The sequence below is a fragment of the Marinomonas sp. ABL3_031 genome (assembly GCF_056161265.1).
Genome location: NZ_JBSWYU010000008.1, coordinates 122,844 through 136,498, shown reverse-complemented (window position 1 = coordinate 136,498; position 13,655 = coordinate 122,844). Strand labels below are relative to the sequence as shown.

The window sequence follows — 13,655 nt, the reverse complement described above, 5'->3', positions numbered from 1 at the left end:
TTTGCTGGAAAAGGGGAATAGCGAAAGGGCTGGCAGCTAATAATATAATCTAACGAGCATTAGCGAATATCTAAGCCCTGATCTAAGATGGAAGCTATATAGGGTGCAGACAAGTTGATAGGGCGTTTTGTCGATTCTCAATTTTTTCGAACCTTATCATGTCATTTGTACCCGTCAAATGTCAGGTAATGATAGGATCGTCAGAAGGGTTATTTTGATCTTCAGAGATGGTGTTCGTTTCCTTAAGAGCGTTAAGATGATTAGAAGCCTCTCAACACCCTCTTTTACTTTGCCTTAAATTTTCTGGGTGAAGCTAAAACAGAATGAGATAGAAATTATCATTCCCTACTTAAACGGCATAAATTCTTAAAAAGAACAGTTGAAAGACCTTGATTGGATACTAAGCTGAGACAGTCGTGCGCTTCAGAAGAGGTTTGCGAAACAAGCAAAATACATATTGATCATTTTACACTAGAAGGAGTTAGTAATGAGTTTCTTTTCAAAAGTAACGGAGTTTTTATCCGCTGGTATCGCTTCAAAGGTAGTAGATAAAGTTCTGCAGCAATGTCCAGATCGACTCACTGATGTCGACAAGGCTGAGATACAAGCGGCTATTATTGAGGTAACACGAGAACATGAAATGAAACTTCTCGAGCTCGCCAAAGAACAGGATGAAGAATTTAAAAGCCGAGTGAAAGAGCTTGAAGGAACGGCTAGTGATCTAAAAGAGTTTGGCTGGTTTGGTAGGGTTATTGTTTTTCTTCGTGGCGCACAAAGACCATTATGGGGATATTCGGTTTTATATTTGGATTTTATGGTGTTTTCAGGGCAATGGAAGCTGCATGAAATGGTTCAGCAGGTCGGCGATAACACAATAGGAACAAATATTGAGTCTGCCTTCTGGATCATCAACTTCCTTGTTCTTGGATTCTTGTTTGGTGAAAGAGCAATGAAGAATGTTTTGCCCCTTCTGAAAGGGCTACCAAATCAAAGTTATCAGCGACGCTAGTTATTAGCAGTTGTCATCATTAAGGATAAAGTTTGACAATGCCTCAGAAAGAGGTTTTAGGGGATACTAATTGCACGAAAAGCCATTGCTCACTCACTTTGTTTTGGCGTTATTGATCAAGATGGCAAGCAAGTTGGTGTAGCGAGAAGGGTCATAGGTTCTGTCACTTTTGTTTATCAAGCGGATGTGTATGTGTTTGAAGCGCATCGAGTAAAGGGTTCAGCAAACGGCTAATGTGTATTCGCTCAGAGCTGATCTGATAGTTACCTCATTTGACTTGTGTTCGTTAGTTCAGATCTGAGTTACGCTCAATGGAGTTCGATATGTCAAAGCTTGAGTTGCGTATTCCGCCTATTTTTGTGGTGCTGATTTGCCTTATTGGTATGTGGTTTACCGCTGAAGTGACGCCAGTTTTTACTGTGTCCTTTGGTGGGGCTAACCTTTTAGCGAGTGTGTTTGTCCTTCTCGGTATGATATTACCGGTTTTATCCATTATTGAATTTCGTCGTGCCAACACTACGTTGGACCCTCGCTTTCCAGAACAATCTTCTCAATTGGTGACCCGTGGCATCTTTGCCTCGAGTCGTAATCCAATTTATCTCGGTTTTGCTTTATTGTTAATCGGCATTGCTTGGTTCTTGATGAACCTGGTTGCGGTACTATGGATTGTGGCATTTGTGCTTTATATGACGCGGTTTCAAATCCTGCCAGAAGAGCGGCATATGAAAGAAAAGTTTGGTGATGATTTCCACACTTATTCATCTAAGGTAAGACGCTGGTTTTAGCGAATCAGGTTCAGCGGAGCAAGAAGATTGTCCCTTAAAAAGTCCAGCCACACTTAGCGAGGTCATTAGAAATTCAAATAACGGGCTTGCGTGTCTATGCCAAAAGCTGTGATGATATTCAGATTTTAGAGACGAGGAATGAGGATGTGTTCGAACATTCCTTCAGCTGATTAAATGGAGTTCAACGATGAAGTTTTTGGTGTTTCTTGGCAGTGTCCGTAATAGTACGCCGCCTAAGCCTGCACGTTTAGGTGAACGTGTTGCAAAGGCCTGTTTAGATTGTTTTGCCGCGCGTTTTGCTGAGCATGATATAGAACTCATTGATGCGTTAGATTATCCCATGGAGCCCGTCTTTAAACCGCATTTTGCTTATGCGAAGGGTAAAGCGCCAACAGCACTCGATGTGTTGGCGGAAAAGATTGCCGCTGCCGATGGCTATATAATGGTTAGCCCGGAATACAACCATTCTATGAGTCCTGCCTTAGCGAATTTGTTAAATCATTTTGGTAGCTCGATATTTTCTTACAAGCCAAGTGCAATCGTAACCTACTCCGCGGGTCAGTGGGGTGGGATGCGAGCCGCCGTAGGAATGAGAAGTTTTTTAGCAGAACTAGGCTGTTTGTCTGTCTCCGCTATGATTCATGTCGCCAAAGCACAAGAAGTATTTCATCAAGATGGTGCATTACAAGCAGGTGAAGAGCAAAGTGCTTGGTTTGATTACTTTGGACGCAGTTTTTATCAACTGATTTGGTGGGCGGAAGCCACCAAACAACAGCGTGGTGTGGAAGACCCTTTTACTCATGCTAAAGTGTTTAAAACTCAGCCATCGCAACGCAATGCGCCATGATGAATTTGTCATTTAAAATGAGAGCAGCCATCAAACCATTAAGTTGAATTTGCACGCACCCAAAGAAATCTATTCCCTAAATTGCCTTATCCCTTGGCGAAAGTCAGGGACTTCATTTATGACCATACTGTTTTAATATGGTCTATCTGAAGGGAGGGCGGGTGATGGTGTGTATTCTGGTGAACATGAGTATCAAAAGCATTCAATAAACTGACTCAGAGCAACTTCAAGTCGTTTGTTATTAAATCAGCCTGTCGAAATGCCATCTTGCTTGATATTTTTCAGAAGTTAAATGTCCTTTTTGACCCTATTGCTTGTCCTCGTTTATTCTTTATAGCCTTTATATAGTGATTCTTACATATTTTATAAGTGAGAATCGAAATGACGTTTAAAGACAGTATGCTGGCCTTGGTGATTCTAGTTGCCTGGGGGCTTAACTTTGTTGTGATTTCTTTTGGCCTGAGTGAAATGCCTCCTTTGTTGTTGGGAGGGTTACGTTTTCTCGTGGTGGCGGCTATTGGATGTTGGTTCGTCAAGCGACCGACTATGCCTCTAACCTTCTGGTTTGCTTTTGCTTTGCCGATTGGATTTTTGCAGTTTGCTTTCCTGTTTATTGCGATGGCGAATGGTATGCCTGCTGGATTAGCGTCTTTGGTGCTGCAGTCGCAAGCCTTGTTTACTATGGTGTTTGCTCTGCTGTTTCTGAAAGAAGGGGTACGTATTCACCAAGTGTTGGCGCTTGTCTTGGCGAGCATTGGTTTGCTAATGATTGCTTTAGTAGCGGGGGTGGGTGACATGACCTTATTTGGTTTTATCCTAACTTTGTGTGCCGCCGCGTGTTGGGCGGTGGGCAATGTTAGTGTCAAAAAGATGAGTAAAAAAGGACATCAAATGACTTTAAGTTTGGTGATTTGGAGTTCGTGGATTCCTCCTTTGCCATTTTTCCTTGCTTCTTGGTCAATAGAAGGTCCTGAGGCTATGCAAAAAGCCTTGTTTGATATCAGTTGGACATCCATTGGCGCCTTGGCTTATCTGTCTCTTATTGCGACCATTCTGGGTTATTCATTATGGGGATATTTGATAGGGCGTTATCCCGCCAGTCAGGTTGCCCCTTTAACGTTAGGTGTGCCTATTGTTGGTTTAGCCGCAGCGTCTATGATACTGGGCGAGAGTTTATTGCTGATGCAGTGGGTAGGCGTTTGTTTAGTATTAGTTGGATTATTGATGAATAGTTTTGGGGCACGTTTGTTTTATTCTGCATTAGTCAAATTAAGGGGGGTTTAACAATGCAGACAAAGCCAAGCATTCATGTGTATTTTCTGATGCTGCCAAACAGTGTTTTGCTCGATACGATTGGTCCTGCAGAAGTTTTCCAGTACGCCAATCGTTTTTGTAAGGAAGGTGAATGGGAAGGGCCGAATCCATTTAAACTACACTTTATTGGCCCAGAAGCGAATGTCGAAAATACCTTAGGCTTGACGATTCAGGTAGAGGATTTGCCTGATCCTATTCCAACAGGAAGCTGGGTGATTAGCACGGGGTTGGCGGGTAATTCTATTGAATTGACGACTCCTGAAGTGCAAAAAACCATTCATTGGTTAGCCTTACAAACGGGCTTTATTAGCCGTTATATTAGTATTTGTGCGGGTACTTTATTATTCGCAAAAGCGGGCTTATTAGCTGGGAAAGAGTGTACTACTCACCATGTCCATATCAAGGAACTTGCAGAAACCGCACCGACCGCAAAAGTATTATCGAACCGATTGTTTGCCATAGACGGCGATTTCTATAGTAGTGCTGGCGTAACTGCGGGGATTGATTTGGCGCTTTATCTGGTACAGCAAGAATTTGGCGCTCATTATGCGAGTAAAGTGGCTCGTCACATGGTGTTATTCTCTCGCCGAGGACCTAATGACCCAAGTCAGTCTCCTTGGTTAGAAAATCGTAACCATTTTCATCAAAGCGTACATCGTGTTCAAGATGCCATTCAAGTTGACCCTGCTCGTAACTGGTCGTTAGGAAATTTGGCGGACATTGCCAATTGTAGCTCTCGTCATCTTGTTCGTCTGTTTAAAGAGAGTACAGGCATTACGACTCGTGAATACATTCATAAGTTGCGCTTGGCGTTGGCTATGCAGTTTTTACAAAGCACGTCTTTGACGATTGAAGAAGTAGCAGAACAGTGTGGGTTTGATGATCCGAGACAATTTCGACGACTTTGGGCTCGGTGTCACCCAGCACCGCCTTCTTTTTATAGGTTAAAGTAATATTTTGTTGTGAACATGACTCGATTTTCCAATAAAAAACGAGCACTTGGACTCGCTTTTTATTGGAGGATGAGCAGACAGTTAAAATTGGTAGGCGGCGCTCAGGTATACGCGACGTCGTTCACCCACATAGGAACCAATTCTATCGGTAAAGCCACTGACAGCGTATTCTTTGTCGAGCAGGTTTTTCACATTAACTTGGAATTTCCAATCCTGCCAATGGGTTTGCCAAGACAAGTCGTACACTGTGTATGGCTTCACTTTTTGTCCCTGACGGTTTATCTGACCGCTGACATAGTCAGAGCCAAACGCAATGGAAGATTGCAGGCTGGGGAAGTCATAACGTGTCCAAGCGCCTAGCTGATGATAAGGGGTATTGGCAAAGCGGTCACCACTAGCGTATTGAATGCCATCATTGGCTTCTTTTACCACAGTATCATTGTAGGCGTAACTGACATTCGCTACCCAGCGTGGGGTGATATCTGCCAGTATATCCAATTCAACCCCTTTGCTACGAACCTTACCAATAGCAACCAGCATGTCGCTGTCATTAGGATCTTCCTGCAAAATATTTTCACGAATAATGCGATAAGCGGCAAGGTTAATGTTTACTCGCTTGTTCAACCAATAACTGCGTACACCGACCTCCATTTGATGACTTTCTTCTGGGTCAAATGGACCACCAACACTGCTTTGTTGATCTTCCGCGTCTTGCGGAACAAATCCACTAGAAAAGGAGGCATAGGGTTTCCAAGTGTCATTCAGGTGATAGCTACCACCAAAGCGCGTGGTGTAACCTGTGTCTTTGTATTCCTCTTCTCCGTCGCTGCTGGTGTGATCTTGGTAGTTTTCTTCAAAGCGATCAAGACGAATGCCACCCAATAAGTTTAGCTTGTTGGTCATTTGCCATTGATCCTGAGCGTAAATACCTAATCGGTTTGACGTCGTGGTTTCATCTCTATTCAAGTGCATAGTGTAAGAATTTACGTCGTCTTGCCCATAGACTGGATTGGTTAAACTCAGGGCAGACACACCATCGGCTTGATTTGCTCGGTAATAAAGAAAGCTGTTTTTTTCACGGAAGTAATCACTGCCCAGCAGCACAGTATGATTGCCCAGCTCAGCAATCAGGTTGCCTACTAAGGTGATGCCTTCACGGCTACGCACTTGATCACGGTATTGGCGCTGTGTGCTATCCACAATACCATCACTGTCGGAGTCTAGTAAGCCAACAACTTCGTGGTATTTCTGCGTTTCGGTATTTTCAAAGTAGCGTAGGGCGACATTGCTTTCTAGCCAATCATTGATGCTCTGATCGAGACGCGCTTGGAACACTTGGGCATCCAGTTCTTGGTAATCGGTTTTTTCATTATTATTCCACGAGGTGTCGGCAAGGAAATTGCCATCGTCGTCGGTGGGAATACCGCGTAAACGAGCGCCAGAAATATGTTGATGAATGTCGGTAAATTGCAGTGTTAGGCTGTTGTCTTCATCTATGTCCCAGGCATAACCAAGATCAATGATCTGATTCTGCTCTTCCACATTGTTGCGATAAGAGTCCTGTCCATCGGAATAAATGCCGACACGATAGCGCTCTGATCCATCTTCATTGATGGGGCCAGAAGACTCCCCACTACCACTGAAAAAGTCTTTGTTTCCGGCGGTTACTTGTAGGGTGTTTTGCTGCTCATAGGTTGGTTTTTTGGTGACATAGTTGATCACACCGCCGGGTTCTCCAGCCCCATAAACGGCACCAGAAGGGCCTTTCAATACTTGAACCTGCTCTATGGTGAACAGTTGCGGGATAGAAAAGTCACCAAACGGATCGCCTTTTAAGCCATCGTAGAGAATCTCGTCTTGCTGAAAACCACGCAAAGTCACGGTTGAGGGTTGATATTGCGATAGACCTGAAATAGAGCGATATAAATCGGTGATTTGTCTGGCCGCTTGATCTTCCATCAAGGTTTCCGTGATGACCTGAACCGACTGTGGCGTATTGTCCATGCTGGTCGCCGTTTTAGTGGCTAAGCTGGTTTCGTCTTCCTTGTAATAAGATAAAGCGCGACCTTGCACTTCAAGTGTTTGCAAATCGATGGAGTCATCAGTTTGTGAGGTTTCAGCCAAGGCAAGGCAAGAAAACGTGAGCACACCACATGCCTGCATCATGAGAAAGCTTTTTTTGAACATGGAAGTATCTTCTTATACCGCTAAATTAAGCGCGGTATAATAATGATTATGAGAATTGTTTTCAATTTTAAAATACTTACAAAAGCTTAATACTGGTAGTGGCATAAAAAAAGCGAGTGTTTAGACTCGCTTTTATCAACATGAAGTGAGCTGCTTACGCTTTTTCTGCAGCGGCTATGCTGGCTTTGATATAGCCTTTAAGTGTGTCTTTAAGTTGTAAGCGTTGTTTCTTTAAGCTTTCTTCCTGTTGTGTTGTCGCGGGAATAATTTCCTTTTCCATTTTTTCAATTTCGTGAGTTAAATGGTTGTATTCATTATAAAGCTTTCTGAAGTGAGCATCTTCCATTTTAAGGTCGTGGATATCGTCTTTATACTCGGGAAACTCATTGATTAAACTGTGGTCAGAAATTGGCATGTTGTCCTCCGATGCGTGTTTACTGAATCATTATGCTCATTTATAGATTAGTCGAGACGAAGAAATGGGTTCTTGATCCTTGTCAGTTTTTCTTACGTCAGTATTAATACGGTTTCTCATCCTGTTCATCGAACTGCCGAATACTACGAAATTAGGATGTTTGCTTTAGCAAGCCCCTATTTAATTGAGTTTCCGCTTGGTAGCAGACACCTTAAGGCGGCGTCGATTAACGACGGTATTTCAAAGTATAGGAGACAAGCCGCCGTCTTGCTGGTGTAATTTTAAAAGTAATTAAGGAAATGTTTGCTGATTTTAAATAGCATCACTGACATTGCTATTGCCGCTACACGGAACTCTTCGAGTTGTGACAAAACGATTGAAGTAAACAGTAGCGTGGGTATCGTGGATTGTAATTTTGTCTATCGAAAGAGCATGGAGTCAGTAATAGAAAATATGGCAGAGCCGTGCAGATATTAGTCTTGTTGGTCTTCACGCACAGGCAATCTGAGCAGATAAATGCTGACGCATATGCCGATGGTTATCAGGCCAAGAGTTGCCCAAAAACGATAAACAATGAACATGGAAATGCTCATTCCCACCCACATGAAAAGAATGGCGCGGTTGCGTGAACGTCTAGGAATACCGTCTTCGGACTGCCAATCCCGCACAATAGGGCCAAAAAATTTGTGATTGAGTAACCAGTTGTGGAAGCGCTCGGATGATTTAGAAAAGCACCAAGCGGCCAGTAAAACCAGTGGTGTGGTGGGTAATAAAGGTAAATAGATACCAATAATGCCGGTGATCAAGGAAAACCAGCCGAGTGCGAGATAGAAATATTTTTTGGCTGGCATCATAGCAAGCACCTTAATGGCAATAGGCAGTTCATAATATACTGCTGGTCCTTATTATTGTGCGACTTATTGGCCTGAATGGAAAATTGCTGACATGTCCTGCTCTGGTGTATTTTCAATACATGGCCAGCCGCCCAGTCGTTTCCAACGATTTACCATTTCACAGAATAGCTCAGCGGTTTTTTCTGTGTCGTATTTTGCTGAGTGGGCTTCAGAATTACTAAAGGGGATTGCCGCTGCCTCACAGGCTTTGGCTAATACCGTTTGACCAAAAACGAGCCCGGCTAAACTGGCAGTATCGAAGCTTGAAAATGGGTGAAAAGGATTGCGTTTTATGTCCGCACGCTCAATAGCCGCATTTAAAAAACCATGATCAAAGGCAGCATTATGACCCACTAAGATAGCGCGTTTACAACCTACTGATTTCAGTTCTTTGCGCACTTTGGAGAACATTTGTGTTATGGCTTCACCTTCTGATATATCCTCTCGACCAGGTTCAAATGGATCAATTCCAGTGAAGTCGAGGGCGGCTTTCTCAAGATTAGCGCCTTCGAATGGTTTGATTAGGAAACCTATGGTTTCATGTATGTAAAGATCACCGTTTTCATCCATTCTTAGAATGCTGGCAGCCATTTCTAATAAAGCATCGGTTTTTTGATTAAAGCCTGCGGTTTCTACGTCGATAACAACGGGTAGGAAACCTCGGAATCGATCTTTGATTTCATGGTTTGACAAATGAGGGTCCTTAATTCTGCCGCGTATTTGAGAATATCGGTATACAATAGGATGTGATGATAACACAATTGATTATGCTTGAACGAGATGTCTCAATGGGAATCACCCAACAACTTTTAATTCGCTCTGCGTTTTGTTTTGCCGCTTGTTTGTCAGTGACGCAAGTGCAAGCGTTAACCCATTATCAGTCTGGTATCACGGATTCAAAATGGTTGCTATCTGGGGACATCTTCTCTTGTAGTTTGACGCATCCTGTTGCGCACTATGGTGAAGGCCAGTTTATTAAGGAAGCGGGCGAACCGATGAAGTTTGTGTTGCAACCTCGTAACGAAAAGCTTGGCCCTGGCCAAGTCTATATTATCTCTCAAGCGCCACAATGGTCACCTGGCGTTAAGCCAGAAACCCTCGAAATTTTGCCTTACCCGGGTTATGGATTAACGGTGGAAGTCGGCGGTAAAGTGGCGGAGCGAATGTTGACCAGTTTGGATCGAGGTCGTCATCCGATTGTTGCGGGGCGTGCTTGGGAAGACAGTCGTGAAACAGTAGAAGTAGGCCTATCAAACATCAATTTTGCTCCTGCCTATAATGAATTTCGTCGTTGTTTATCAACCTTGTTGCCAGTGAATTATGATCAGATCGCCCGTACGGCAGCATTGTTTCCAATTAATGGTGTGAATCTAACGGATCGTATTAAGGCTCGTTTAGATTTGGTGGCCTTGTATGTGTCATCCGATCCAACGGTGGAATACATTTATATTGATGGTCATACAGACAATATCGGTTCTCGTCGAGACAACCGTGAATTGTCTAAATTGCGAGCGGAAAAAGTGACGGCCTACCTGTTGGAAAAAGGCGTGCCTGCTGGAAAAATTATTTCCCGTTACCACGGTGAGCGTTATCCATCGACGACCAATAATAATCCGCAAGGGCGAGAACGTAACCGTCGTGTGACCATTCGCTTAGAAAAAAATGAGTTGGATTAGGCAAGTTATCAATTTTACGTTGGCTTAAATATTTTATAATAGATATGTCAGCATTTTTGGAAGCCCCATTTGATCACAAAATATCGGTGACAATGGGGCTTTTTACTTGCTAAGCCTGTAGTGAAAATTTAAACTTAGCTCCCTTTTTTAAAATTATTTGCGCCGCCGTGTAGTGGTTTGAAAGCATTGGCGTGGGAGCGCGAGCTCGTTGAGGAGAATAGAAATAATGTCTGACGTGAAGAAGGTAGTGCTTGCTTATTCAGGCGGCCTTGATACTTCTGTGATCGTGAAGTGGCTTCAAGAAGAGTATAACTGTGAAGTGGTGACCTTTACCGCTGACCTAGGACAGGGTGAAGAGGTTGAACCAGCTCGCGCGAAAGCTCAAGCGTTGGGTATTAAAGAAATCTACATCGAAGATTTGCGCGAAGAATTTGTTCGCGATTTTGTTTTCCCTATGTTCCGAGCGAACACTATTTATGAAGGCGAATACCTACTGGGTACGTCCATCGCACGTCCTTTGATTGCGAAGCGTTTGATTGAAATCGCTAACGAAACCGGTGCCGATGCTATTTCTCACGGTGCGACGGGTAAAGGTAACGATCAGGTACGTTTTGAATTGGGTGCCTACGCACTCAAACCTGGTGTAAAAGTGATTGCCCCTTGGCGTGAGTGGGACCTAACGTCTCGTGAAACTCTGATGGCTTACTGTGAAAAACATCAGATTCCTGTGGATTTCTCTAATAAGAAGAAAAAATCTCCTTACTCTATGGATGCGAACTTGCTTCACATCTCATACGAAGGTGACTTATTGGAAGATCCTTGGACAGAAGCGGAAGCCGACATGTGGCGTTGGTCTGTGTCGCCTGAAGAGGCACCAAATGAGCCGACTTACCTTGAAATTGGTTACGCGAAAGGGGATCCAATTTCCATCAATGGCGAAGCTATGTCTCCAGCAACTATCTTGGCAACCCTGAACAAGATTGGTGGTGAAAATGGCATCGGCCGTGTAGACATCGTTGAAAACCGTTTTGTGGGTATGAAAGCCCGTGGTTGTTATGAAACACCTGGCGGCACCATCATGATGAAAGCACACCGTGCGATTGAGTCCATTACTCTTGACCGCGAAGCGGCGCACTTGAAAGATGAGATCATGCCGCGTTATGCGAAAATCATTTATAACGGTTTTTGGTGGTCTGAAGAACGTCGCATGATGCAAGCTTTGATCGACGCGTCTCAAGAGCACGTTAGCGGTACGGTGCGTCTAAAATTGTACAAAGGCAACGTAGAAGTCGTCGGCCGTCAGTCGCCAAACAGTTTATTTGATAGTTCGGTTGCTACCTTTGAAGACGATGCTGGTGCTTACGATCAGAAAGACGCCGCTGGCTTCATTAAGTTGAATGCTTTGCGTATGCGCATTGCGGCACAAAAAGGTCGTGGTTTCTTAGACGACAAATAAGAGAGCAGTGAGACGTTTCTAAGGGTCTCACGCTGAATTAAAAAACGCTCCATACCTTTCGGTTCGGAGCGTTTTTTATTCTTTGTCCAATCGGTCAGAATTTGCTAACTTATGGCATAATTAAATTGAAGAGTGTGGCTGCATGTTCAGTGTTATTGAACTAACACTCAAGCCAGATGCCTTGCTGAAGGAAAAATCTTATGACGATTTATAACGTTGGCTCGATCAATCTTGATCATGTTTATCAGCTTGATCATTTTGTGCGTCCTGGTGAAACCATGGCCTCTGATGATTATCAATGTCTGTTAGGCGGTAAAGGCGCAAACCAATCGGTTGCTTTAGCTAGGGCGGGCGCGGATGTGAAGCACGTTGGAGCGATTCATCACGCTAATCAAACGATTCTTAGTCAGTTGCAATCCCTTGGGGTCGATACTCAATTGATTGCCAAGACAGATGTTCCGACAGGTCATGCTATTATTCAGTTAACCAAGCAGGCTGAAAACGCAATTATTTTGTATCAAGGTGCCAATCATGCGCTGACTGAGCAGCAAATTGATGAGGTATTACAAAGTGCTCAAAAAGGCGATTGGGTGTTGTTGCAAAACGAAACCAATCTGATTGAGTACGTGATGCAAAAAGCCAAGCAATGTCACCTAAAAGTGGTGTTTAATCCTGCTCCTATGGACGTGGATTTGACCAAAAAAGTATTGTCATTAGTGGATTTGTTGATCGTCAATGAAGTGGAAGCCATGGATCTTATTGGTACGCAAGACATTGCCTCGACGATTGAAGCATTTCCTAAAGCCCACCCAGATTTAGAAGTGTTAATGACTTTAGGTAAAGATGGCGTGTGCTACTTTAACGATCAACAAGCATTGCAAGTGGAAGCTTTTTCCGTGGAGGCTGTGGACACCACGGCCGCAGGAGATACTTTTATTGGTTTTTGTTTGTCTGCAATCATGGCTGGCGAATCAATGGCTAACGCCATTCGCTGTGCCTGTGCCGCATCTGCTATTTGTGTCACGCGCTTAGGTGCGGCGTCATCCATACCTACACCGCAAGAAGTCAGTGAGTTTCTTGCATCAAAAAATGATTAGCAACACCCGTTTAATAGAGGAACAGGCTAGTATGGCTCGTAAAATTATTATCGATACGGATCCGGGCATTGATGATGCGATGGCGATCTTTTTTGCTTTCCAAGCACCACAAATTGAGGTGTTGGGCTTAACCACTACTTTTGGCAATGTGCCGGTGGATTTGGCTACCCAAAATGCGATTACCTTGACGGAAATTGCCAAAGTCGATGTGCCTGTTGCCAAAGGGGTTGCCGTACCAAGCGTGATTGCACCTCGTCCTCATCCTGATTTTGTTCATGGTAAAGATGGCTTCGGTAATATCGATTGGCCAGCGCCACAAGGCCAGGCGGTTGACAAAAGTGCGGCACAATTTCTTGTCGACACAGTGCGCGAATACCCTGGTGAAGTCACTATTGTTGCCTTGGGGCCTTTAGGGAACTTAGCGAAAGCTTTGGAACTGGATCCTGACGTGGCGAACTTGGTGGATGAAGTGGTGTTAATGGGCGGTACAGCGATTGAATATGGCAATGTATCACCCGTAGCGGAAGCCAATATTATGAATGACCCACACGCTGCAGACAAAGTGTTTACTGCGCCATGGCAGGTTACCATGATAGGTTTGGATGTGACTCATCAAGTCTTGTTGGATAACAATGTCCTTGAGCGAATCCGTGCGGCGAACCCAGTGCAGGGTGGCTTCCTATACGATTGCGCGCAACATTACATCAATTTCTACAGCAGCCGTTTTGATATGGATGGCTGTTATTTCCACGATGCCTCAACCATTGCTTATGTGATGGACCCAAGTATCTTTGGTGTTGAAACTGGTGCCATTCGTGTCGCTTGCGAAGGCATTGGCATTGGTCAAACCATCTTTGCGCCTGAAGGTATGACCTTCCCAGAGCCTCATTGGACAGACGTGCCTATGACCCAAGTTTGTATGGAAGTGGACAGTGATAAGTTGCTGAAGCTGTTTGAGGCAACCTTGTCTTAATTTATTGATTTGAAAATATTTAAAGGCATAAAGGTGCAAATCTTTATGCC

The 13,655-nt window shown here is 43.9% G+C and carries 13 protein-coding genes; 9 read left to right on the top strand and 4 right to left on the bottom strand.

What is annotated here, in order from left to right; all coding sequences use genetic code 11:
• Positions 1-487 precede the first annotated feature (487 nt).
• The 5 genes from ACXAH2_RS10680 (at position 488) to ACXAH2_RS10660 (ending at position 4,908) form a co-directional block, all read left to right on the top strand.
• Entirely contained in the window at positions 488-1,009 is a 522-nt protein-coding gene (locus ACXAH2_RS10680) for a hypothetical protein (RefSeq protein WP_475078414.1), read from the top strand.
• A 323-nt stretch (positions 1,010-1,332) separates the two neighbouring features.
• On the top strand, positions 1,333-1,794 hold the full coding sequence (locus ACXAH2_RS10675; protein WP_475078412.1) for a methyltransferase family protein: 462 nt from the start codon (positions 1,333-1,335) through the stop codon (positions 1,792-1,794).
• 187 nt (positions 1,795-1,981) lie between these two features.
• Positions 1,982-2,641 (top strand): NADPH-dependent FMN reductase, encoded by a 660-nt coding sequence (locus ACXAH2_RS10670; RefSeq protein WP_475078410.1) that lies wholly within the window; start codon positions 1,982-1,984, stop codon positions 2,639-2,641.
• A 381-nt stretch (positions 2,642-3,022) separates the two neighbouring features.
• Complete coding sequence (locus tag ACXAH2_RS10665) at positions 3,023-3,925, top strand: EamA family transporter (protein WP_475078409.1); 903 nt, start codon at positions 3,023-3,025, stop codon at positions 3,923-3,925.
• A 2-nt stretch (positions 3,926-3,927) separates the two neighbouring features.
• Positions 3,928-4,908 carry a GlxA family transcriptional regulator gene (locus ACXAH2_RS10660; protein WP_475078408.1) on the top strand — a complete coding sequence of 327 codons (981 nt, stop codon included), beginning with the start codon at positions 3,928-3,930 and terminating at the stop codon, positions 4,906-4,908.
• Positions 4,909-4,989: 81 nt separating this feature from the next.
• Here the strand turns inward: ACXAH2_RS10660 and ACXAH2_RS10655 are convergent, their stop codons facing one another.
• The 4 genes from ACXAH2_RS10655 to rnt all read right to left on the bottom strand — a co-directional run bounded on the left by ACXAH2_RS10655 (position 4,990) and on the right by rnt (position 9,096).
• Positions 4,990-7,095 carry a TonB-dependent siderophore receptor gene (locus tag ACXAH2_RS10655; RefSeq protein ID WP_475078407.1) on the bottom strand — a complete coding sequence of 702 codons (2,106 nt, stop codon included), beginning with the start codon at positions 7,093-7,095 and terminating at the stop codon, positions 4,990-4,992.
• Positions 7,096-7,249: 154 nt separating this feature from the next.
• Positions 7,250-7,510 (bottom strand): HP1242/YdcH family protein, encoded by a 261-nt coding sequence (locus ACXAH2_RS10650; protein WP_475078406.1) that lies wholly within the window; start codon positions 7,508-7,510, stop codon positions 7,250-7,252.
• 473 nt (positions 7,511-7,983) lie between these two features.
• Positions 7,984-8,364 carry a YbaN family protein gene (locus ACXAH2_RS10645; RefSeq protein ID WP_475078405.1) on the bottom strand — a complete coding sequence of 127 codons (381 nt, stop codon included), beginning with the start codon at positions 8,362-8,364 and terminating at the stop codon, positions 7,984-7,986.
• A 63-nt stretch (positions 8,365-8,427) separates the two neighbouring features.
• Positions 8,428-9,096: a ribonuclease T gene (gene rnt / locus ACXAH2_RS10640; protein ID WP_475078404.1), complete on the bottom strand. Its 669-nt coding sequence runs from the start codon at positions 9,094-9,096 to the stop codon at positions 8,428-8,430.
• A 56-nt stretch (positions 9,097-9,152) separates the two neighbouring features.
• On the opposite strand from rnt, the gene ACXAH2_RS10635 reads away from it, so the two are divergent.
• The 4 genes from ACXAH2_RS10635 (at position 9,153) to ACXAH2_RS10620 (ending at position 13,605) form a co-directional block, all read left to right on the top strand.
• Positions 9,153-10,079: a flagellar protein MotY gene (locus ACXAH2_RS10635; RefSeq protein WP_475078403.1), complete on the top strand. Its 927-nt coding sequence runs from the start codon at positions 9,153-9,155 to the stop codon at positions 10,077-10,079.
• Positions 10,080-10,305: 226 nt separating this feature from the next.
• Positions 10,306-11,535, top strand: coding sequence for an argininosuccinate synthase (locus ACXAH2_RS10630; RefSeq protein WP_475078402.1), 1,230 nt, complete (start codon positions 10,306-10,308; stop codon positions 11,533-11,535).
• Positions 11,536-11,735: 200 nt separating this feature from the next.
• Complete coding sequence (locus ACXAH2_RS10625) at positions 11,736-12,632, top strand: ribokinase (protein ID WP_475078400.1); 897 nt, start codon at positions 11,736-11,738, stop codon at positions 12,630-12,632.
• 31 nt (positions 12,633-12,663) lie between these two features.
• Positions 12,664-13,605, top strand: coding sequence for a nucleoside hydrolase (locus ACXAH2_RS10620; protein WP_475078399.1), 942 nt, complete (start codon positions 12,664-12,666; stop codon positions 13,603-13,605).
• The last annotated feature ends 50 nt before the right edge of the window (positions 13,606-13,655 follow it).